Origin of the sequence: Pseudomonas sp. KU26590 (genome assembly GCF_026153515.1) — a bacterium.
Taxonomy (GTDB): Bacteria; Pseudomonadota; Gammaproteobacteria; order Pseudomonadales; family Pseudomonadaceae; genus Aquipseudomonas.
Map to the genome: position 1 here is coordinate 1163262 of NZ_CP110644.1, position 21960 is coordinate 1185221.

At 60.9% G+C, this 21960-nt stretch carries 14 protein-coding genes; 2 read left to right on the top strand and 12 right to left on the bottom strand.

Annotation, left to right across the window (positions count from 1 at the left end; genetic code table 11):
- Positions 1–269: 269 nt before the first annotated feature.
- The 3 genes from OKW98_RS05245 to OKW98_RS05255 form a co-directional block, all read right to left on the bottom strand.
- Positions 270–560, bottom strand: a complete 291-nt coding sequence (locus tag OKW98_RS05245) for a DUF2845 domain-containing protein (protein ID WP_265388238.1) — start codon at positions 558–560, stop codon at positions 270–272.
- A gap of 26 nt (positions 561–586) precedes the next feature.
- The gene (locus OKW98_RS05250; RefSeq protein WP_265388239.1) at positions 587–3541 is read right to left on the bottom strand and encodes a DUF748 domain-containing protein; all 2955 of its coding nucleotides are present in this window, start codon (positions 3539–3541) and stop codon (positions 587–589) included.
- 111 nt (positions 3542–3652) lie between these two features.
- Positions 3653–4669, bottom strand: a complete 1017-nt coding sequence (locus OKW98_RS05255) for a class I SAM-dependent rRNA methyltransferase (protein ID WP_265388240.1) — start codon at positions 4667–4669, stop codon at positions 3653–3655.
- A gap of 703 nt (positions 4670–5372) precedes the next feature.
- On the opposite strand from OKW98_RS05255, the gene mgtA reads away from it, so the two are divergent.
- A complete protein-coding gene (mgtA, locus tag OKW98_RS05260) occupies positions 5373–8108 on the top strand; it encodes a magnesium-translocating P-type ATPase (RefSeq protein ID WP_265388241.1) in 2736 nt (911 codons plus the stop codon).
- A gap of 575 nt (positions 8109–8683) precedes the next feature.
- Here the strand turns inward: mgtA and OKW98_RS05265 are convergent.
- Positions 8684–9862, bottom strand: a complete 1179-nt coding sequence (locus OKW98_RS05265) for an acetyl-CoA C-acetyltransferase (RefSeq protein WP_265388242.1) — start codon at positions 9860–9862, stop codon at positions 8684–8686.
- A 323-nt stretch (positions 9863–10185) separates the two neighbouring features.
- Here OKW98_RS05265 and OKW98_RS05270 point away from each other — a divergent pair, with 323 nt between their 5' ends.
- Entirely contained in the window at positions 10186–10755 is a 570-nt protein-coding gene (locus tag OKW98_RS05270; RefSeq protein ID WP_265388243.1) for a hypothetical protein, read from the top strand.
- 69 nt (positions 10756–10824) lie between these two features.
- Here the strand turns inward: OKW98_RS05270 and pgi are convergent, their stop codons facing one another.
- From pgi to OKW98_RS05310, 8 genes are all read right to left on the bottom strand, one after another.
- A complete protein-coding gene (gene pgi / locus OKW98_RS05275) occupies positions 10825–12489 on the bottom strand; it encodes a glucose-6-phosphate isomerase (RefSeq protein WP_265388244.1) in 1665 nt (554 codons plus the stop codon).
- A gap of 345 nt (positions 12490–12834) precedes the next feature.
- Positions 12835–13686: a pantoate--beta-alanine ligase gene (gene panC / locus OKW98_RS05280; RefSeq protein ID WP_265388245.1), complete on the bottom strand. Its 852-nt coding sequence runs from the start codon at positions 13684–13686 to the stop codon at positions 12835–12837.
- Positions 13683–14483 carry a 3-methyl-2-oxobutanoate hydroxymethyltransferase gene (gene panB / locus OKW98_RS05285; RefSeq protein WP_265388246.1) on the bottom strand — a complete coding sequence of 267 codons (801 nt, stop codon included), beginning with the start codon at positions 14481–14483 and terminating at the stop codon, positions 13683–13685. The genes panC and panB overlap by 4 nt, the downstream gene beginning before the upstream one ends.
- A 210-nt stretch (positions 14484–14693) precedes the next feature.
- Entirely contained in the window at positions 14694–15176 is a 483-nt protein-coding gene (folK, locus tag OKW98_RS05290) for a 2-amino-4-hydroxy-6-hydroxymethyldihydropteridine diphosphokinase (RefSeq protein ID WP_265388247.1), read from the bottom strand.
- A 6-nt stretch (positions 15177–15182) separates the two neighbouring features.
- Positions 15183–16580, bottom strand: a complete 1398-nt coding sequence (locus OKW98_RS05295) for a polynucleotide adenylyltransferase PcnB (protein ID WP_265388248.1) — start codon at positions 16578–16580, stop codon at positions 15183–15185.
- 755 nt (positions 16581–17335) lie between these two features.
- Positions 17336–18775: a sigma-54-dependent transcriptional regulator gene (locus tag OKW98_RS05300; protein ID WP_265388249.1), complete on the bottom strand. Its 1440-nt coding sequence runs from the start codon at positions 18773–18775 to the stop codon at positions 17336–17338.
- 22 nt (positions 18776–18797) lie between these two features.
- Positions 18798–21752, bottom strand: a complete 2955-nt coding sequence (locus tag OKW98_RS05305; RefSeq protein ID WP_265388250.1) for a sensor histidine kinase — start codon at positions 21750–21752, stop codon at positions 18798–18800.
- Entirely contained in the window at positions 21736–21912 is a 177-nt protein-coding gene (locus tag OKW98_RS05310; protein WP_002552060.1) for a hypothetical protein, read from the bottom strand. The genes OKW98_RS05305 and OKW98_RS05310 overlap by 17 nt, the downstream gene beginning before the upstream one ends.
- Positions 21913–21960: the final 48 nt, after the last annotated feature.

Genomic DNA, 21960 nt, shown 5'->3' on the forward strand with positions numbered 1-21960 from the left:
GAGTCCGCGGGGGTCTAAACACATCCTACTGAAGCACCGCGCACTAATAGTGGGACCGGCTTTAGCCGGGGAGGCGTCGGGTGCAACACCGGAATCTATGGTGTTCACCCAGGCCTCTTCCCGGCTAAAGCCGGTCCCACTAAAAGCGACGCGGCGCGCCCTCTAGTGCGGCAGGCTTGAGTCCGCGGGGGGCTAAACACATCCTACTGAAGCACCGCGCACTAATAGTGGGACCGGCTTCAGCCGGGAAGGCGTCAGGGCAGGCGCCATCATTTACCGCGTTTGCTATCAATCCTCACCAAGCGCCCGCCTTCAAACCGCAAATATTGATACATGCCGTTGCTTGGGCCGTAGATCCATTCCTGGACCTGCACCTGATCCACCTGGCGGTAGTGGTTGACGGTTTCCTTGTAGCCGATGATGTCCTGGCTGACCGGTTGGCCGCATTTCTGCTGCACTTCAAACATACGGTCACCCTCGCTGATCAACTGGCTGCCACAGCGCAGCGTACCCGCCTGAGCTACGCCAATCAGCGCGGTTAAACCAACAGCCAACGCCATCCTCGTTATCGCATTCTTCAAAATCATTACTCGCTGTCGAGGTGCAGGGGGCTGATGACACGGCCGTCTTTTTCCGGCTGGCCGAGGGTGGTGTCGATGAAATACACCCGCTCGTCTGCCAGTTGGCCCTTGTCCACCAAGTAGTCCTTGATGCTTCCAGCCCGGGCCTGACCGAGCTGACGCAACAGCAGTGCGCTCGAACTCCAGGAGTTGAGCACCGCCTCGCGCAGCTTGTTCTGACGCTCTTCCTTGCCCAGATTCACCCACTCCGCCGGCGGTTGCTGTTTCAGGCGCGTGCGATAAATCCCGTCAAGCATCGGCGCCTTTTCATCCGCAGGCACCGTCAAATCACTCGGCTGCGCAGGCACCTTGTCGCCGCGGCGCTGGAGAATCTTGTAGTACGTGCTCTGGTATTCGCGCTCCAGCCGTTGCTGGGCGATCAGCGGCCCGTCGCTCGCTTCAGCGCTGGTGCCTTCAATCTCCAGGCGCAACGCCGGACGCGCTTTCAATCCTGCCGCCAGCTTGTCCAGCGAAGCCATCGCCTCAGGGCTCAACTCATCAGCCCCCGGCGCGAAGGCCACCGTGCCCAAGTCCTCAGATCCGCCACCGCCGCTGATCAATCCGCCGATGAATTTGAACGGCGCCGCCGCAGCCTTCACCACCAGATTGCGCAGCGTCTGCCAGACAATCGGCATCACGCTGAACTGCGGATTGTTGAGATCGCCCGTGACGGGCAACTCGATGGAAATCTTGCCATCGGTATCCTTGAGCAGGGCAATCGCCAGTTTCAACGGCAGGTTCACCGCGTCCGGGCTGTCGACCTTCTCACCCAATTGCAGCTGCTCGACGACCACCTTGTTCTCGGCCTTCAGCTGGCCTTTGGTAATCAGGTAATGCAGATCCAGATTCAACCGCCCTTTGCGAATGCGATAACCGGCGAACTTGCCGGAGTAGGGCGTCAACGTGGTCAGTTCCACGCGTTTGAAGCTGGTCGCAATGTCCAGACTCGCCATCGGGTTGAACGGGTTCAGCGCGCCCTTGATGGTCACAGGCGCATAGCGATCCACCTTGCCGTTGATATTCACCGTCGCCGGTTTGTCCTGGCGGTTATCCAGCGTGCCGATCTTGCCGTTGAGTTGCTGAACGGCCGTAGCGAAGTTCGGCGTAAGGCTGAAGTCGGCGAAGTTGGCCGAGCCATTGGTGATGTTGACCTCACCAATGCGAATGCCCATCGGCTTTTCGCTGCTGGCGGCAGCCTTGGCTTTCGGCGCGGCAGGTGCCTGATCCGCAGGCTGTGGGATCAACAGGTCGTCGATATTGGTCGAGCGATCGTCAGCGATCACGAAGCGCGCATATGGCTGATCGACATTGATCGAGGCGATGGTCAGGCTGTCGCCCAGCTGGAAATTCAGCCCGTCGACATTCAGCCGCTGCCACTTCACGAAGTCCCGCGACTTGAGGGTGTCGAGTGTGTGCAACTGGTCAACCTGCGCCTTGCCGGTAATGCCCAGCGCCAACGGCTCGGTGCTTTTCAGGTCCACCGCCAGATCGGTGTTGAGCATGCCGCTGCGCACTTCCAGACGAATGAACGGCGTGACGTAGGACTGAGCGACCCGCAGGTCGATGTCGCGCGTAGTGACATTGAGATTGGCGCGAACCGGCGCCAGATTCACTTCGCCCTCGGCGGTCAGCTTGCCTTGTTTGCCCACGCCGGTGTCGAGCTTGAGCTTGAAGGGCGACTTGTTCAGGCTGTCGAAGCCGGTCAGGTCCAGGTTCAGCGGGCCAACATCAATCGCCACAGGCTCTTTCGGCACTTTGTCGGCGAGATGAATCTGGTAATCGCGCAGCTGCGTATCGCGCAACAACACCCGCCAGGGTTTGCTCGGCGCCGCTGGTTTTGCGCTGGTGGTGGTTTCAGTGGCGGTCGCGGGCTGCTGCTTTTCAGCCTCGACCTTCTTGGCTTGTGCTTTGGACGGCTGGCCGGCGAACAATTTTTGCCAGTCCAGCTCGCCGTCTGACTCCCGCGTCGCCCAGGTTTCCAGGCCTTCGCTGCGAATCTTGCCGACGGTCACCAACTGCTTGGCCAGGTCGATCGACGTCTCGCTCACGCTCAGTTTTTTCAGGCGCGCCAGCGGTCTGCCGTCCGGGGCATCGATGGCGAAGGGCGCGATGCTCAGGGACGTGTTGTCCAGCAGCAGCTCGGTTTCCTTGGCCAGACTGAGTTTGTAATGGGTGTTGAAATTCATCACGCCGTCTTTGAGGACCAGCGGCAGCGCGTCACGCACGTAGGGCCACCAGACCTCCATCTTGCCGTCGGTGACTTTGAGCGTGCCTTCGGACGAGATGGGCACAAGGCTGATGCGCCCGACCCAGTCGATCTGACCGCCGTTAGGTCCGGCGGCGACCAGGGTCATGTCGGCGTTGTCTTCCGGCAGCGTGCTGAGGTTTTTCAGCTCGAAATTCAGCGCGTCGTAGAGAAACTCGATGGGCTCGCCGGGGCGCATGTCCTGGAAGTGGACGTAACCGTCGGCCAGCTTGATCTCGCCAATGCGCAGCGGGAACGGCTTGCTTGGGGGTTCGTCGGGTTTTGCGGGTTCGCTGGCGGGCAGCTTGAACAGCCCGGCCAGATTGAGCGTGCCGTCTTTGGCGAACAGCAGTTCGGTCTTGGGTTTTTCGAGTTCGACGGCCTTGAGGTGCAGGGCCTTGGTCCACAGGCTGTCGATTTGCAGGTTGGCGTAAAGCCGTGCGAAACCGATCTGCTCCTTGCCCGGCGCCCCGATGTTCAGGCCCCAGAGGGTGACTTCCAGGCTGTACGGATTGAGTTCGAGGCGGTCCAGCCGGGCCGGCACCGTGGCGTAATTCGCCAGCTGTTGATTGATGATTCGCAATGCCACGCCTGGCAGGATCAGAAACCCCAGCACGCTGTAAATGGCGAATACGGCCAGCAGGGCGCCGATGGCGCGTTTCAATCCTTTGGGCATGTAGGTCGCCGACTCTCTCGATGGGAGGTCCTTGGAGTATGGCACGCCAATCTGGTTCCGAATCCAGTCGCTTCAATCCTTGTGGGAAATTTCCTTAGGCCCGTTTGAGCATCACAGCTGCAAGATCAATGTCTTGAGCGGGGGCTGTTGGTCCTGTGACGGAAAGTCGGCGCCCGGGGTCAGCACCTGGCAGTCGCGCACGGGCCGGCCGATCTTGCTCGCGCAACGCAACACTTGCTCGCGCCAGTCGTCCAGGCTGACTTTCGCCAGGTTGTTGCAGCAGATCAGCACGCCGTCTTCGGCGGTGGTCAGCAGCGCGGGTTTGAGCAGGCTCTGATAATCACGCAGCAGATCGACGGTGCCGAACGCGCTCTTCGCCCAGGCCGGCGGATCCAGCAAGACCAAGTCATATTGGCGCTGCTCAAGGCGCACGTAACTCGGCAGCTTGTGGCCGCGACGAGATGCGATGGGCAGCCCGGCCAGTTGGCGAATGGCCGGGAAGTAATCGGACTGTACAAACTGCATCGTCGGCAGCTGCGGATTGAGCAGACCGTTCTCGCGCCCGACGGCCAGGTTGCCCTCGGCGAAATCCAGGTTGCACACCTCGCGCGCGCCACCCGCCGCCGCGCTCAAGCCAACGCCGCAGGTGTAGGCAAACAGGTTGAGCACGCTTTTGTCGGCGGCATGTTGTTTGACCCACCCGCGCGCGTTGCGCAGGTCGAGAAACAGCAGCGGATCCTGCCCGGCATGACGACCGCGCACCCGGTAATTGAGGCCCCACTCATGGCCGACCAGATCGGCCAGCGCATCATCGTCGGCTTTGTAGATCGGGTCTGTCCGGTCAACCCGGGAGTTGCCTTGGGAGCGGTCGTTGTAGACCAGCATCAGTTCCAGGCCCAGCCGCGCATTGACGGCGGCATGCAGCGCCAGCAGCGAATCAATATCCAGGCTGTTGTGGAAACTCTGCACCAGCAGTTGCGGGCCGTAGCGGTCGACGGTCAGCCCGCTCGCGCCTTCCTGGCTGCCGTGGAACAGGCGATAACAGTCGGTGCCTTGGGCGTGCAATTCCGCGAGCAGGGATTGACGGTTATCGAGGGCGACGCTGAGCGCCTGATTCAACGAAGACATGCTCGGCCTTGGGGCAGGAATGAGGCGCGGCAGTTTAGCAGTTAGGCCAATGCCGGTGTTGCCGCCTGTTCGCCAGCAAGCCGGCTCCTACGGTTTGGACCACCACAATCACCCATCCGGCGCAAACCCTGTAGGAGCGCGCGTGCCCGCGAAAGCGTCAATTCAGGCACCTCACTTGCCGGCTGACCCACCGCATTCGCGGGCAAGCGCGCTCCTACAACGGGTGTCAGCGTCCGATTTCTGAACCGTTCCTGAAGACTTCAGCAAAACCCGCACACCCTCCGTGCTGGCGATTTACTCTCATAAAACCCGGGCGTATGCTTCGCCCGTTTTCAACCAATGCGGAGACCCACAGTGGGTACTTGTTCGAGTGACAGACGTCAGCCGGTGATAACGACCGGCCCATCCTCGGCACGATAACGCGCAGTCTTTTTACTGCCGCTATCTCGCCGACAACGTGAGAAGCGGCAGTGCCAGCGGACTCTGATCAGAGCCTGCCTCCCTGTCCTTTCCCTGACGCCCCATCCTGCGTGATGACCGACGCCTCTGTCGTTCGTCTGCGCATCGGACGCGCGCGGCTTTTGCTGCGCGGGCCAGCCTGCGGTGCCTGCTCATGAACGAGCGCGGCGCCTGAGGTTTGCCGTACCTGCTCAAGGTTCCTGTGCTTTCAGCTCCAGCAGCCTTCAGTCCAGGGGACATAACCATGAAGTACACCCTCCTGAAAGAATTCCTTGCAGACTTCGTCCGCACCCGCAAACTCGGCCGGCACTTCCGTCGGCTGGCGACGCTCGACAGCGTGGCCGAGGCCACCGTCAGCCGCGAAGTGCCGCCCACCCTCGCGCAAACCCTGACCCGCGGCGCCAACAGCGATGTGCCTGAATTGCTCGCACGCCTGAGCAGCCACGCCGATGGCCTCACCGAAACCGAAGCGCAAAGCCTGCGCGAGCAACACGGCCTTAACGAAGTCGAGCACGAACAGCCGCTGCCATGGTGGGTGCACCTGTGGCACTGCTACAAAAACCCGTTCAACCTGCTGCTGACCCTGCTGGCGTTCATCTCGTGGCTGACCGAAGACATGAAGGCCGCCACGGTGATTTTCTCCATGGTCGTGCTCTCCACGCTGCTGCGCTTCTGGCAGGAGGCGCGCTCCAATCAGGCCGCCGACGCGCTCAAGGCGATGGTCAGCAACACCGCGACCGTCATGCGCCGCGCCGACAGCGCGTTCGACGCCTCCGATAACGCAAAGCAAAAACGCATTGAGCTGCCGATCAAGCAACTGGTGCCGGGCGACCTGATCGTGCTGTCTGCTGGCGACATGATCCCTGCGGACTGCCGCGTGCTCAGCGCCAAGGACCTGTTCGTCAGCCAGGCCGCGATGACCGGCGAATCCATGCCGGTGGAGAAATTTGCGCGGCGTCAGGACGTCGATACAGGCAACCCGCTGGACCTGGAAAACATTCTGTTCATGGGCACCAACGTGGTGTCCGGCGCTGCAACGGGCGTCATTCTTGCCACCGGCAACAACACCTATTTCGGCGCGCTGGCGCAGCGGGTTAGCGCCACTGATCGCGCGCCGACGTCGTTTCAGGCCGGGGTCAATAAAGTCAGCTGGTTGCTGATCCGCTTCATGTTCGTGATGGCGCCGCTGGTGCTGTTCATCAACGGCTTCACCAAGGGCGACTGGATGGAAGCGCTGCTGTTCGCGCTGTCCATCGCTGTCGGCCTGACCCCGGAAATGCTGCCGATGATCGTCACTTCGACGCTGGCCAAGGGCGCGGTGTTTCTGTCGCGCAAGAAAGTCATCGTCAAGCGCCTCGACGCCATCCAGAACTTCGGCGCCATGGACGTGCTGTGCACCGACAAGACCGGCACGCTGACCCAGGACAAGATTTTTCTCGCACGCCATGTCGACGTCTGGGGCGATGAGTCCGACGACGTTCTGGAAATGGCCTACCTCAACAGCTACTACCAGACCGGCCTGAAAAACCTGCTGGACGTCGCCGTTCTGGAGCACGTCGAGATTCACCGCGAGCTGCAAGTCGGCACCGCGTTCAGCAAGGTCGATGAGGTCCCTTTTGACTTCAATCGCCGGCGCATGTCGGTGGTGGTGCAACAGCAGCGCGAACCCCATCTGTTGATCTGCAAAGGCGCGCTGGAAGAAGTGCTGAGCGTGTGCAACCGCGTGCGCCACGGCGATGCCGAGGAAGCGCTGACGCCTGAACTGCTCGAGCGCATTCTGAGCGTCACCGCAGCGTTCAACGAAGAAGGTCTGCGCGTGGTAGCTGTGGCCGCGCGTCCCATGGCGGCAGGTCGCGACACCTACGGCCTGGCTGACGAAAGCGACCTGACCCTGATCGGTTATGTGGCGTTTCTCGATCCACCGAAGGAAAGCACGGCGCCGGCCCTTAAAGCGCTGGCCGAGCATGGCGTGGCGGTAAAAGTGCTGACCGGCGACAACGAGCGCGTCACCGCGAAGATCTGCCGCGAAGTCGGGCTGGAGCGCCAAGGCCTGCTGCTGGGCGGAGATATCGAGCGCATGAGCGACGCTGAGCTGGCGGTCGCGGTCGAGACCACCAACGTGTTCGCCAAGCTGACGCCTTCCCACAAGGAGCGCATCGTGCGGCTGCTCAAGGCCAACGGGCACGTGGTGGGTTTCATGGGCGACGGCATCAACGACGCGCCTGCGCTGCGCACCGCCGACATCGGTATTTCCGTGGACACCGCGGTGGACATCGCCAAGGAAGCGGCCGACATCATTCTGCTGGAGAAGAGCCTGATGGTGCTGGAGGAGGGCGTGCTGGAAGGGCGCCGGACCTTCGCCAACATGCTCAAGTACATCAAGATGACGGCCAGTTCCAACTTCGGCAACGTGTTCTCGGTGCTGGTGGCCAGTGCGTTCATCCCGTTTCTGCCGATGCTGCCCATGCACCTGCTGGTGCAGAACCTGCTGTATGACATTTCCCAGATCGCCATCCCGTTCGATAACGTCGATGAGGAACTGCTGAAAAAGCCTCAGCGCTGGCAGCCTGCGGATGTAGGGCGCTTCATGCTGTTTTTCGGGCCGATCAGCTCGATCTTCGACATCACCACGTTTGCGGTCATGTGGTACGTGTTCGGCGCCAACACGCCTGAGCATCAGACGCTGTTTCAGTCGGGGTGGTTTGTCGTGGGGCTGCTGACGCAGACACTGATCGTGCACATGATCCGCACGCCAAAAATCCCGTTCCTGCAAAGCCGCGCAGCGATGCCGTTGATGGTGATGACCGGGGTGATCATGGCCGTGGGCATTTTCCTGCCGATGGGCCCGCTGGCGCACTACTTCAAACTGCAGGCGCTGCCGCCGCTGTACTTCGCCATCCTGCCGGTGATCCTCATCGCCTATGTGGCGCTGACTCAGGCGGTGAAGGGGTTCTATGTGCGCAAGTTTGGCTGGCAGTGAAGGTCAGATGACACTTGTGGGACCGGCTTTAGCCGGGAAGGCGTCGGGCGTCACACCGCCAAATTCAGGGTGTTCGAACCGGCCTCTTCCCGGCTGAAGCCGGTCCCACTGACTGATCGCGTGCTTTTAGTAGGACCGGCTTTAGCCGGGAAGGCGTCGGGCGTCACACCGCAAAATTCAGGGTGTTCGAACCGGCCTCTTCCCGGCTGAAGCCGGTCCCACTGACTGATCGCGTGCTTTTAGTAGGACCGGCTTTAGCCGGAAAGGCGTCGGGCGTCACACCGTAAAATTCAGGGTGTTCGAACCGGCCTCTTCCCGGCTGAAGCCGGTCCCACTGACTGACCGCGTGCATTTAGTGGGACTGGCTTTAGCCGGAAAGGCGTCGGGCGTCACACCGTAAAATTCAGGGTGTTCGAACCGGCCTCTTCCCGGCTGAAGCCGGTCCCACTGACTGACCGCGTGCATTTAGTGGGACTGGCTTTAGCCGGGAAGGCGTCGGGCGTCACACCGTAAAATTCAGGGTGTTCACGCCGGCCTCTTCGCGGGCAAGCGCGCTCCTACAAGAGCCTTTGCTTTTAGCGCGCCAACGCCAGCGCCACGCCTTGTCCGCCACCAATGCATAGCGTCGCCAGGCCTTTTTTCGCATCGCGTTTGATCATTTCGTGGAGCAGGGTCACCAGCACCCGGCAGCCCGACGCGCCGATCGGGTGGCCGATGGCGATAGCGCCGCCGTTGACGTTGACCTTGTCCATGTCCCAGCCCAGCTCCTTGCCAACCGACAAGGACTGCGCGGCGAAGGCTTCGTTGGCTTCGATCAGATCCAGTTCATCCAGCGACCAACCCGCCTTGTCCAGGCAGCGGCGGGTGGCGCTCACCGGGCCGATGCCCATGATCGCCGGGTCAACGCCGGCATTCGCGTAAGCGGCAATCCGCGCCAGCACCGGCAAGCCCAGTTCTTCCGCTTTTCGGGCACTCATCAGAATGACCGCCGCCGCACCGTCGTTCAGCGACGACGCATTGCCTGCCGTGACCGAACCGTCCTTTTTGAAGGCGGGCTTGAGCTTGCCCAGTAACTCGACAGTGGTAGCCGCGCGAGGCTGCTCGTCGGTGCTGAAAGACAGCGGGTCGCCTTTGCGTTGAGGGATCAGGATCGGGGTGATTTCATCCACGAAGCGCCCGGCCTCAATGGCGGCAGTCGCTTTCTGTTGCGACGCCGCAGCAAACGCATCCTGCGCCTCACGGCTGATGTCGTATTGATCGGCCAGGTTCTCGGCAGTGATGCCCATGTGGTAATCGTTGAACGCATCCCACAGGCCGTCGCTGATCATCGTGTCGACCATCGTCGCGTGGCCCATGCGCAGACCGGTTCGCGCGCCCGGCATCACATAGTTGGACAGGCTCATGTTTTCCTGGCCGCCGGCGATGATCACCTCCGCGTCGCCGCAGCGAATCGCCTGCGTGCCCAGATGCAGCGCCTTGAGGCCCGAGCCGCAGACCTTGTTCAGCGTCATGGCCGGCACTGTGAACGGCAAGCCTGCCTTGATCGCGGCCTGACGTGCAGGATTCTGCCCGGCACCCGCCGTCAGCACCTGACCCATGATCACCTCATCGACCTGCGCGCCGTCCAGACCGGTCTGCGCCAGCAGTTGGCGGATGACGGCAGCACCGAGATCCACCGCGGGAACATTCGCCAGCGAACCCTGGAAACTGCCCACAGCCGTGCGGGTAGCGGCAACGATTACGACGTCTTGCATGGTGCGAATCCTCAGTGGTGTGCGACGCGGCGCCGGCCCGGGCGTGAATAGATGGAGAAGGCAGCACGGGCAGCCGGATCTAGGGGCAGCATGGTTGCATGAATGACGATGATAATTTAAGCCCTTTGTCGCCCGGATTTCGTTGTTACGGCGCTCAAATCACCCCCTTCCGGCGGTAAGTCTGCGGACTTCTCCTACAGAAACATATGGCATGAAGCGTCTCAGGTTCCCACGCAAAGCCGGGAAACGGCTGATTTTTGCTGAGGGCGGAGGCAGGGACAATCGCCGGCCATTTCAGCGGCCACGTCCCAGGAGACCCCCTTTTGCCAAACGACAATCATGGCGATCAAAGCGGCGACAACAGCCTGAACGTAGGCGTCGGCGATTTCCGTGGCGCCAATGTGAACATCAGCCACAACGAGCGCCCCACGTTTACACCCGAGCAATTGCACATTGAGCGCCATCCGGCGTTTGGCGGGCGCAGTCTCGACAGCAAGAGTGTTTCCGTCTTCGGTTACATCACCGGGCTGGGCACCATGATCGGGCTGTACTTCACCCTGTTCCGGCCGCCCTTTGGCGAGCAGAGCTCGTGGTCAACATTCTTCATGTTTTCATTCATCGTCGCGGGTCTGGCCGTCGCACTGTCAGCCGCGCTTCGTCGACGCAAATTCGAGCATTTCTTCGGCTCCCGGCACTATCTGGAGATCAGCAATACGGGGCGTCTTCGGGTCAATCGTCTGACCGCACAATGCCCGTGGTGCGGGTCGTTGATGCACCTGCGCCGCGTCGGCCCCAAGGAAGGCCCGCGTGACGATCAGTTCATCTGCGTGCGCAATCCGGCGCAGCACACCGTTCAACTCGACCCGACGGTGCTTCCTGATATCGAAGACTAAAACCCAGATGCACGAAACCCGCTGCCTCGTGCGAGAGAGCGGGTTTCGAGGGTGTTACAGGACGGCAGATCAGCCGCGGTGACGACCGCGGAAGTAGCTGATCAGGCCCTGGGTCGACGCGTCTTCAGCGGCAGTTTCGTCGGTGCCGACAAGGCGGCTGTAAACGCTTTTGCCCAGCTCCTTGCCCAGCTCAACACCCCATTGGTCGAAGGCGTTAGTGCCCCAGACCACGCTTTGCACGAACACTTTGTGCTCGTACATCGCGACCAGTGCGCCCAGGCGGCGAGGGCTGATGCGCTCGACGACAATGGTGTTGCTCGGACGGTTGCCCGGAATGACCTTGTGCGGCGCAACACGCTGCACTTCTTCTTCCGGTACGCCCTTGGCGCGCAGTTCGGCCTCCGCTTCGGGGCGGGTTTTACCCTGCATCAAGGCCTGGCTCTGGGACAGGCAGTTGGCGTACAGCCACTGATGGTGGTCAGACACCGGGTTGAAACTGACGATCGGCACGATGAAGTCGGCCGGGATCATCTGGGTGCCTTGGTGCAGCAACTGGTGATAAGCATGCTGACCGTTCGCGCCGACGCCACCCCAGATGACCGGGCCCGTGTCGGTTTTGACCGGCACGCCGTCCTGGCGAACGCTCTTGCCGTTGGATTCCATGTCCAGCTGTTGCAGGTGCTTGGTGATGTTGCGCAGGTAGTGGTCGTACGGCAGGATCGCGTGGCTTTGCGCGTCCCAGAAATTGCCGTACCAGATACCCAGCAACCCCAGCAGCACCGGCATGTTCTCTTCGAACTCGGCGTTCTGGAAGTGCTGATCCATGGTGTAGGCGCCGGACAACAGCTCCTTGAAGTTGGACATGCCGATCGCCAGCGCGATAGGCAGACCGATGGCCGACCACAGCGAGTAACGGCCGCCGACCCAGTCCCACATCGGGAAGATGTTCTCTTCACGAATGCCGAACGCAACGGCGGCGGCGTTGTTGCTCGACACCGCGATGAAGTGGCGATACAGCTCGGCCTCGGACCCGCCCTGGGCGAGGTACCAGGCGCGGGCAGCGGTGGCGTTCTTCAGGGTTTCGAGGGTGGTGAAGGTTTTGGACGACACGATGAACAGCGTGGTTTCGGCTCGCAGCTTCTGAGTCAGCTCGTGCAACTCGGTGCCGTCGATGTTCGCCAGGTAATGGCAGCGAACGCCTTTCTGCGCGTAGGACAACAGCGCTTCGGACACCAGCTCAGGGCCAAGGAACGAGCCGCCGATGCCGATATTGACCACGTCGGTGATCGGCTTTTCGGTGTAGCCGCGCCACAGACCGTCGTGGATGCGTCCCACCAGATCAGTCATCTGGTTCAGCACTTTGTGCACTTCCGGCATCACGTTGACGCCGTTGACCAGCAACTTGTCGCCAACCGGCCGACGCAACGCGGTGTGCAGTGCAGGGCGACCTTCCGAAGCGTTGACCAGTTCGCCGTCGTACTGCGCCTTGATGGCTTCTTTCAGGCCGACTTCATTGGCCAGATTGACCAGCAACTGACGGGTCTCGGCAGTGATCAGGTTCTTCGAGTAGTCGAGAAACAGACCGGCACTGCTGAGCGTGAATTCGTTGAAACGCTTCGGGTCTGCGTTGAACGCTTCGCGCATGCTGAAATTCTGCATCGCTTCGCGGTGATCTTTGAGCGCCTGCCAGGCGGGCAGGGTAGTGACGTCATGAGGAGTGCGGTAGTACGCCATCGCTGCGGGTTTCCTTGTACTTGAACTGCCTTTTGGACACTGAAAAGCAGGATTTGACATGAATTCGTGGGTGCATCAGAGACTAGTCCCCGGCAACGCTAATGTCTGCGCCTTGCTTTACCTTTGCTCGGTACTTTTTCTCACAGAGTAGAGTTGCTGGTCTGACACGAACTGTATCGGTATGGCATTGCGGGTCTGGCTAAGTTCATCGCCAGCGCCCTGCGAAGGCCAACGCCTGCGCTGCACAACCGGTTTCGCGCAGTGAGCATAGGCGTAGATGGTGATCCGATCACGTGACTTTTGCTTTACACGTGACCGGACGCATCCTTCATCCGGGTGGGCAGGCTATTCCTGGACCAGGTGCAGGTTGTCGATCAGGCGCGTCTTGCCCATGAACGCCGCGCCCAGCACCACCAGATCATGATCATCCGGCGTCGCAGGGCGCAGGCTGACGGCATTGCGAATCTCCAGATAATCAGGACGAAAGCCCGCGGCTTCGAGGGCTTTGACGCCATCGCTGATCAACTGCTCATGATTCTGCTCCCCATTGTGCAGTGCCGCGCCGATGTGTTTGATCACGCGGTACAGCGCAGGCGCTGCAGCGCGCTGCTCTTCGGTCAGGTAGCCATTGCGCGACGACAGTGCCAGGCCATCGGCGGCACGCACGGTGGGTTCGCCGATGATTTGAATGGGCATGTTCAGGTCACGCACCAGCGCATTGACCACTGCCAGTTGCTGGAAATCCTTCTGACCGAAAATCGCGATGTCCGGCTGCACCATGTTGAACAGCTTGCTGACCACCGTCGAAACGCCGTCGAAGTGACCCGGACGGCTGCCGCCACACAGACCTTCAGACACCACCGGCACGCGCACGATGGTCTGATCGGCCATGCCATGGGGGTACATTTCTTCGACCGTCGGCGTAAACAGCAGGTGGCAACCGGCCTGAAGCAATTGTTCCTGATCGGCGGCCAGGGTGCGCGGGTAGGACGCGAGGTCTTCGTTGGGACCGAACTGAAGCGGGTTGACGAAGATGCTGGCGATAACGAAATCAGCGCGTTGAACGGCTTTGGTGACCAAAGCGATATGGCCGCTGTGCAGGTTGCCCATTGTGGGCACCAGTGCGATGCGCTTGCCCTCGCTGCGTGCGCGGGCGACGACGGCGCGCAACTCGCGAACGGTTTTAACTGTGTTCATGCCGAGAATCCGTGTTCTGGAGCGGGGAAGCTGACGTCCTTGACCGCGCTGACATACGCCGCGATCGCCGACTGAATGTCCGGCTGACCGGCCATGAAATTCTTCACGAACTTGGGCACACGGCCGCTGATCGACAGCCCGAGCATGTCGTGAAGCACCAGCACCTGACCGTCTGTGGCGCTGCCGGCGCCAATCCCGATCACCGGAATCTTCACGGCGTGGGTGATTTCCTGGGCCAATTCACTCGGCACGCACTCCAGCAGAATCATCGCGGCGCCGGCCTGTTCAAGGGTAATTGCGTCGGCCCGCATTTGCCGCGCCTGCGACTCCTGACGACCCTGCACTTTATAGCCACCCAGCACGTTGACCGCCTGAGGCGTCAGGCCCATGTGCGCACAGACGGGAACGCCGCGTTCGGCGAGCAGCCGGATCGAGTCGGCAAGCCACGCCGCGCCCTCGATCTTGACCATGTGTGCGCCCGCTTGCATCAGCATGGCACTGTTGGCGAAGGTCTGCTCGGGAGTGGCGTAGGACATGAACGGCAGATCCACCAGAATCAGCGCGCCCTGGTTGCCGCGTTTGACGCCGGCCACGTGGTACGCCATTTCAGCGGTGGTGACGGGCAGCGTGCTGTCATGGCCCTGAAGGACCATGCCCAGCGAGTCGCCGACCAGCAGCACTTCCACGCCGGCCTGGCTGGCGGTGTGGGCAAAAGTCGCGTCGTAGCAGGTCAGCATGGTGATTTTTTCACCTTTTTGCTTCAGAGCCAGCAGGGACGTAACGGTAATATCGGGCATGGAAAGTCCTCATTCAGGCGCTGTGAATACTGCGGCGAGCAACGCGTGATTCATCTTGGGAGGCAGGCACATCGTCGTTTCGCGATGTTTGCAACGGCCTGATCCGCGCCTTGTGGCCGGTCGTCCGGCTTTGGGACGCTTATCTTCGTGAGGAGGGGGCGGGAAGTCAATTCCGGGTGTTGCCGGTTTCAACGTGCCTGCAGAGCGGCGTCAGCTCGGCAATCGTTCCAGGCCTTCGAAGGGGCACTGGGCAAGCAGCTCATTCAGCGCGCGGCCATCAGCCAGGATGATCCCAGGCGCCAGTTCGGCCAGCGGATACAGCACAAACGCGCGCACCTGCATCTGATAATGCGGCACCTTCAGTCGCGGCTCATCGATAAGCCAATCGCCGAACAGCAGGATGTCGAGGTCCAGCGTGCGCGGCCCCCAGCGTTCGAGGCGCTCTCGGCCCTGATCGTTTTCAATGCCTTGCAAGGCGTCGAGCAGCGCCAGCGGGGGGAGCGAGGTGTCGAGCGCAGCAACCGCGTTGGTGTAACGCGGCTGACCCGGCAAGAGCGAGTCGCTGACATAAAAAGAGGAAACGCCTGACAGACTGCTCTGCGGCAAAAGGCCCATGGCCTTGATCGCTTCGCGCAACTGTTCGGCGGGGTCGGCCAGGTTGCTGCCCAGGCCGACATAAACGCGCTCGATCATCGGGTGTTATTCCGCTCCGTCGACACCGGCGCGTTTGCGCTTGCCGCTGCTGCTGCGACGACGTTTGCGCGGACCCTGGCCGGTGGCGTCGGGCTTGCTGCCCAGGTCACGAATCATGTCGCGACGTCCGGAGTCATTGGCGTCCTGATAGTCCGTCCACCATTCACCCAGGCCGTCGGTTTCTTCGCCAGCGGACTCGCGCAGCAACAGGAAGTCGTACCCGGCACGGAAACGCGGGTTTTCCAGCAGCAGGTCGGCGCGTTTGCCCGAGCGGCGCGGCAGACGTTCCTGCATGTCCCAGATCTCGCGGATCGGCATGGTGAAGCGTTTCGGAATCGCGATCCGCTGGCACTGTTCGGTGATCAGCTCGTGAGCCGCTTCCTGCATGGCCGGTATCGGCGGCATGCCGCGCTCTTGCAGACGCAGCACGCGGGCGGGCAGGGCAGGCCACAACAATGCGGCAAACAGGAACGCCGGCGTGACCGGTTTGTTCTGCTTGATGCGCAGATCGGTGTTGGCCAAGGCTTCGCTAATCAGCGTGTGGGTATAAGTCGGGTTGTCTTCCAGGGCTTTGGAACTGGCCGGGAACAGCGGCTCGAACAGTTCGAGATCGACGAGCATCTCGAACGTCGCTTCGGCGTAACCCGAGAGGAACAGCTTCAGCACTTCTTCAAACAGACGCGCCGAAGGGATGTCGCGCAGCATCGGCGCCAACGGGCGAATCGGCGTGGCACTGTGCTTCTCGATGCCGAAATCCAGCTTGGCGGCGAAACGCACGGCCCGCAACATGCGCACCGGGTCTTCCTTGTAACGCTGCTGTGGATCACCGATCAGACGAATCAGGCGATTGCGGATGTCGTGAACGCCATTGGCGTAGTCGAGGACGCGCTCGGTGACCGGATCGTAATACAGGGCGTTGATCGTGAAGTCCCGACGCTGGGCGTCGTCTTCGAGGGTACCGTAGACGTTGTCACGCAGAATGCGCCCGCTCTCGTTGCGTGAAGACTGATTGCTGTCTTCATCGTCGTCGTCGATCGGGTGATTGGCGCGGAAGGTCGCGACTTCAATGATTTCACGGCCGAAATGGATGTGAACCAGCTTGAAGCGGCGGCCGATGATCCGGGCGTTGCGAAACTCGGCGCGGATCTGCTCGGGCGTGGCACTGGTGGCGACGTCGAAATCCTTGGGCGTGATGCCGAGCATCATGTCCCGGACACAGCCGCCAACCAGATAGGCCTGGTAGCCGGCGGTCTGCAGGCGCTCGACGATGTTCACCGCATAGCGGCTGAATTGACTGCGTTGCAACGAATGCTGACTGCTGCTGAGCACTTCAGGCGTTGTGCGCACATGTTGCTGCGGCTTGCGCAGTGGGGAACGGAATGACTGGAACAGCTTCTTCAGCATGGGAGGCACTGTTTGAAGGAATATTCGGCCAATTTCGAAGAGTGACCGCACGATGGGCGGGGATTCTAGCATTTAGTCGAGGGATGGTGTAGGAAGCAGCGCGATGGGGGCGTATGGGAGCTTGATGCGGGGCGTAGCGCGGGGTGTTACGAAGGGCCGGAGCTTATTACAGATGCTACTGGGGGAGCCGAAGCTCCCCCAAAGTGCGTGCTCTTATTTTTATTGTCTGATGGGCTTTTTATTATTGTTGACCGCCCAATTCACGGCTTTCGCCTGTGAAACCTCCCAATCGGGAGTCAAGAGCAAACGGATTGCTTTGGTCGCTGTGCGGCAGTGATCTATCGATCCAACCAGTTCAGGCTCTACCTAAGGGTAGTTTTTGTTGTTCTCGGCCTGGTTGCGGGACAAGTCCCAAATGCAACGCCTCTCCAAAAGAATCAGTTAGCTGCGCCTCCGCCGTGTTGTTCTTGTTATGCGTGAGTCGTTTCGTCTTGTTTTTATTATGTTGGTGTTTCGGGTGACTGATTTTTGTTGTTCTTGTACGAATACCTATAGCAGTACCTGTGCCAACTTTTGCAAAACGTGCTGCACGCCGCTGAAATCAAGGGTGTGGCAAATTGACGCTATTTTGCGCGGACGAAAAAAAACCGGGGTTCGTTACCGTACGCCCCGGTTTTGTTACGTCACCCTCTTCGAGGTAACAGTTTTTTCACATTCCCCGTAACCCGCGTGCCAGAGCCCGCGCAGGGATGCGCTCACGTTTCGCTGGCCACTCCGGTCTTGCGTCGCGGGATGCCCAGGCGTTGACGACGCTCCCACAGGCACTTGCGGCTGACGCCCAGCTTGCGAGCCAGTTCGGTTTCGGTCATGTGGTCCTGATGCTCCAGAACGAAGTGCTGGAAATAGTCCTCCAGCGACAGGTCCTCGGTTGGCTCGCCGGCGGTGGAACTCGACGAGCCTGACGTCTGCGGTGCAAGGCCGATGAACTCGTTGACGTCAAGGTCGCTCAGCTCGATATCGATGCCCAGCAGCTCTGCGGAGATGTCCGGGCTTTCACACAGGATTACTGCGCGCTCGACGGCGTTCTCCAGCTCCCGCACGTTACCTGGCCACGAATAGTGTCGAATCGCTTGCTCGGCATCCGGTGCGAAACGCAGGTCATTACGACCGGCCTTGAGGCTTTGCCGCGCCAGAAACGCATTGGCGATTTCATTGACGTCCGCGCCGCGTTCACGCAATGCGGGCAGTTTCAGCGCGATCACGTGCAGGCGGTAGTACAAGTCTTCACGGAACTGGCCGACTTTGGCCAGGCTCTTGAGGTCGCGGTGAGTCGCTGCGATGAGGCGCACGTCGACTTTCTGCGACTGGACCGAGCCCACCCGGCGAATCTCGCCTTCTTGCAAAACGCGCAGAAGTCTCGCCTGAGCTTCCAGCGGTAGCTCGCCGATCTCGTCGAGGAAGAGGGTGCCGCCGTCCGCCGCTTCCACGAGACCGGCCCGACCGGCGCTGGCACCGGTGAACGCACCTTTCTCGTGGCCGAACAGCTCGGATTCGATGAGAGATTCAGGAATCGCCGCGCAGTTGACCGAAATCATCGGCGCCTTGGCGCGACGCGAGAGGTTGTGCAGCGCGCGGGCCACCAATTCCTTGCCCGTGCCGGACTCGCCCTGAATCAATACGTTGGAGTCCGTCGGCGCGACTTTGCGGATCTTGCTGTACATGTCCTGCATCGGCGGGCATGAGCCGATGATGCCGATCTCGCCGTTGCTGTTGTCCGGACCGGCCTTGTCATTGGGCGCCGTCTTGCTGCTGGCGGCGCGTTCGGCCTGCATGCTTTGCAGCGTCTGGCGATCACGCAGGATGCGCGAGACGGCCTGAAGCATTTCGTCGTGGTCGAAGGGTTTGGCGATGTAATCCACCGCGCCCATTTTCATCGAGTCCACGGCCGAGCGCAGGCTGGCGTAACTGGTCATGATCAGCACCGGCTTACCCTGGCCGAGCTTGATCAGCTCTGTGCCGGGGGCGCCGGGCAGGCGTAAATCGCTGACGATCAGGTCAAACGAGGGGATGCTGAAACGTTCCTGAGCTTCCTGCACGGATCCGGCTTCGCTGACCTGGTACTGATTACGTTCCAACAGTCGACGCAGGGCGGAGCGGATGATGGTTTCGTCTTCCACGATCAAAATGTGAGGCATTGATTCGGTTCTCTCGACGGTCTCAGTTCACGGCGGACGTCGCTTCGACATGTCGCGGTAAGGTCACCCGAATCCGGGTTCCGCGTTGGTGCTCGGGGTCAGCCGGGCTGTCGATGGTGATTTGTCCATAATGCTCTTCAACGATGGAATAGACCAGCGCGAGCCCCAGTCCTGTCCCTTCGCCCGGATCCTTGGTGGTGAAGAAAGGTTCGAACAAGCGGTCCATGATGGCTTTCGGAATACCGCTGCCTTCGTCTTCGACGATCAGATCGACCGTGTGTTCGGAGACTTCGCTTTTCACCCGCACCGCACTGCCGGCGGGCGATGCGTCGCGGGCGTTGGACAGCAGATTGATCAGCACCTGTGCGAGACGTTGTGGATCGCCGTCCACCCAGTGGTTGGGGTTGCACAGGTTATAGAACTGCACTTCGAAATTGCGCCGGTTCAGCGCCAGCAGACCAATGGCATCCTGCGCCACCTCGGCCAGGCACACCGGTTCGTCGGCATGTTGATGCCCGCCGGCGTGGGCGAAGCTCATCAGTGACTGCACGATGCGGGAAACACGCTTGGTCTGCTCGATGATCTGGCTGCTGATTTCCGTCAGCTCGGCGTCTTCTTCGCGTTCTTCGCGCAGGTTCTGCGCCAGGCAGGCAATGCCGGTGATCGGGTTGCCGATTTCGTGGGCAACGCCTGCAGCCAGTCGGCCAATGCTCGCAAGTCGCTCGGAGTGCACCAGTTTGTCTTCGAGCATCTGGGTGTCGGTCAGGTCTTCAACCAGAATCACCAGCCCGCTGTTGCCCGGCGCAAGCGGCTCGTCAATGGCGGCCTTGTGCAGGTTGAGCCAGCGAGTCTGACCATCGAGGCCCAGGCGCTGCTTGTGCAAGTGCTCGTCAGGGACGTTGATGAAACCCAGCAGCAGCTGCTTCCAGGGATCGACGATGGTCTCGAGCCGTGACCCGACAACGCGCTGAGCACCGATACCGGTCAGCTCCTCCATGGCCTTGTTCCACATCAGGATCTCCTGATCCTTGGCCAGGGAGCACACACCCATCGGCAGCTCTTGCAGGGTCTGGCGGTGATAGCGGCGCAGGGCGTCGAGTTCGGCAGCCAGGCCGGTGAGGCGGGAGTGGTAATCTTCAAGGCGGCTTTCGATGAAGTGGATGTCTTCGGTGACGTAGTTCTCGCTGCCTGACTTGTACGGCAGAAACGTCTCGACCATATCCTGCGCAACACTGGGTCCCATCAACCCGGAAAGGTTGGCTTCGATGCGGTCGCGCAAACGCCGCAGCGCATAAGGCCGGCGCTCGTCGAACGGCAGATAGAGATCCCGCAACGCCTGTTCAACTTCCTTCTGTGCAGCTTTTGCCCCCAGGGGCTTGGCCAGTTGAGTGGCGAACTCCTGGGGGGAGGCTGCGTGCAGTTCGCGACGCTGTGGGCGGCGGACGTTGTCCACCGCGCAGGCTTCGGCCGCACTTGCTTCTTCGGGACTGGGATTGCTGAACAGTGAAATCAGGGTGAACACCAGCACGTTGGCCGCCAGAGAAGCGATGGCCGCCATGTGCCAACTGGTGTCGTCCAGTACGTAAATCATGTTCAGCAGCGGGATATAAAACCCTTGAAAGTCGCCGATCAGCGGCAGCAACATGCTGACGGTCCAGACCGCAATGCCGGCGATCAGCCCGGCCATGAAACCGCGTCGGTTGGCCGCTGGCCAGTAGAGCACCGACAGTACGCCAGGCAGGAACTGCAATGTTGCAACGAACGCGACGATGCCCAGGTTCGCCAGATTCTGCTTGGCGCCAAGCAGAAGATAGAAGCCAAAGCCGGCCATGATGATCGCGACAATCAGGCCGCGCCGTGTCCACTTCAGCCAGCGATAGATATTGCCTTCGGCTGGCGGCTGGTAAAGCGGCAGCACCAGGTGGTTCAGCGCCATGCCGGACAGCGCCAGCGTGGTGACGATGATCAGCCCGCTCGCCGCAGAAAGCCCGCCGATATAGCCGAGCAGGGCCAGGGTCTTGCTGTGGGCGGCGATGCCGATACCCAGGGTGAAATATTCAGGGCTGGTGGTGGCGCCCAGTTTCAAACCGGCCCACAGCACCAGCGGCACCGCCAGGCTCATCAGCAGCAGAAACAGTGGCAGCCCCCAACTGGCGCTGACCAGCGATCGCGGATTGAGGTTTTCGGTGAAGGTCATGTGATACATGTGCGGCATCACGATGGCCGAGGCGAAGAACACCAGCAGCAGCGTGCGCCAAGGGCCTTCCTGCAGTGGCGTGTGCAACGCCGCCAGTGCACTCTGGTTTTGCAGCAGCCACTGCTCAAGGCTCTGCGGCCCGTCGAACACGCCATACAGCGCGTACAGGCCGATGCCGCCGATGGCGACCAGTTTGATGACCGACTCGAAGGCGATGGCGAATACCAGCCCTTCGTGTTTTTCCCGCGTGGCGATGTGGCGCGAGCCGAAGAAGATGGTGAACAGTGTGATCAGCACGCAGAACGCAAACGCCACGTAGTTGCGTACAGGTTCCCGGGTAAGGATGGCTATGGAGTCGGCCACGGCCTGGATCTGCAGTGCCAGCAACGGCAAGACGCCAATCAGCATGAAGATGGTCGTCAGTGCGCCCGCCCAGGTGCTGCGAAAGCGGAACGCAAACAGATCGGCCAGTGACGAGAGCTGGTAGGTCCGGGTGATCTTGAGAATGGGGTAAAGCAGAACGGGGGCAAGCAGGAAAGCGCCGGACACCCCCAGATAACTGGACAGAAAACCGTAGCCGTATTCGTAAGCCAGCCCCACCGTGCCGTAAAACGCCCACGCACTGGCGTAGACGCCAAGTGACAGCGTGTAGGTCAGCGGGTGGCGAATGATCCAGCGCGGGATCAGGCCACGTTCGCTGATCCAGGCAACGCCGAACAGCACCGTCAGATAGGCGGCACTGACCAGAATCATCTGGGTCAGGCTAAAGCTCATCGGCATCTCGTTGGCTCTGCAGAATGAAGGTCACGACGATCAGGATCAGCCACAGCATGTACGGCCTGTACCAGGCGCCCGTGGCGTCGATCCACCAGTCCATGATGGCCGGAGAAAACAGATAGATGCCCACCACCAGCAGCAGGACCAATCGATAAATGTACATTTGGCCTCCCAGGTTGACTGACCAGAAGATGACGGAGCGGCATGGTAA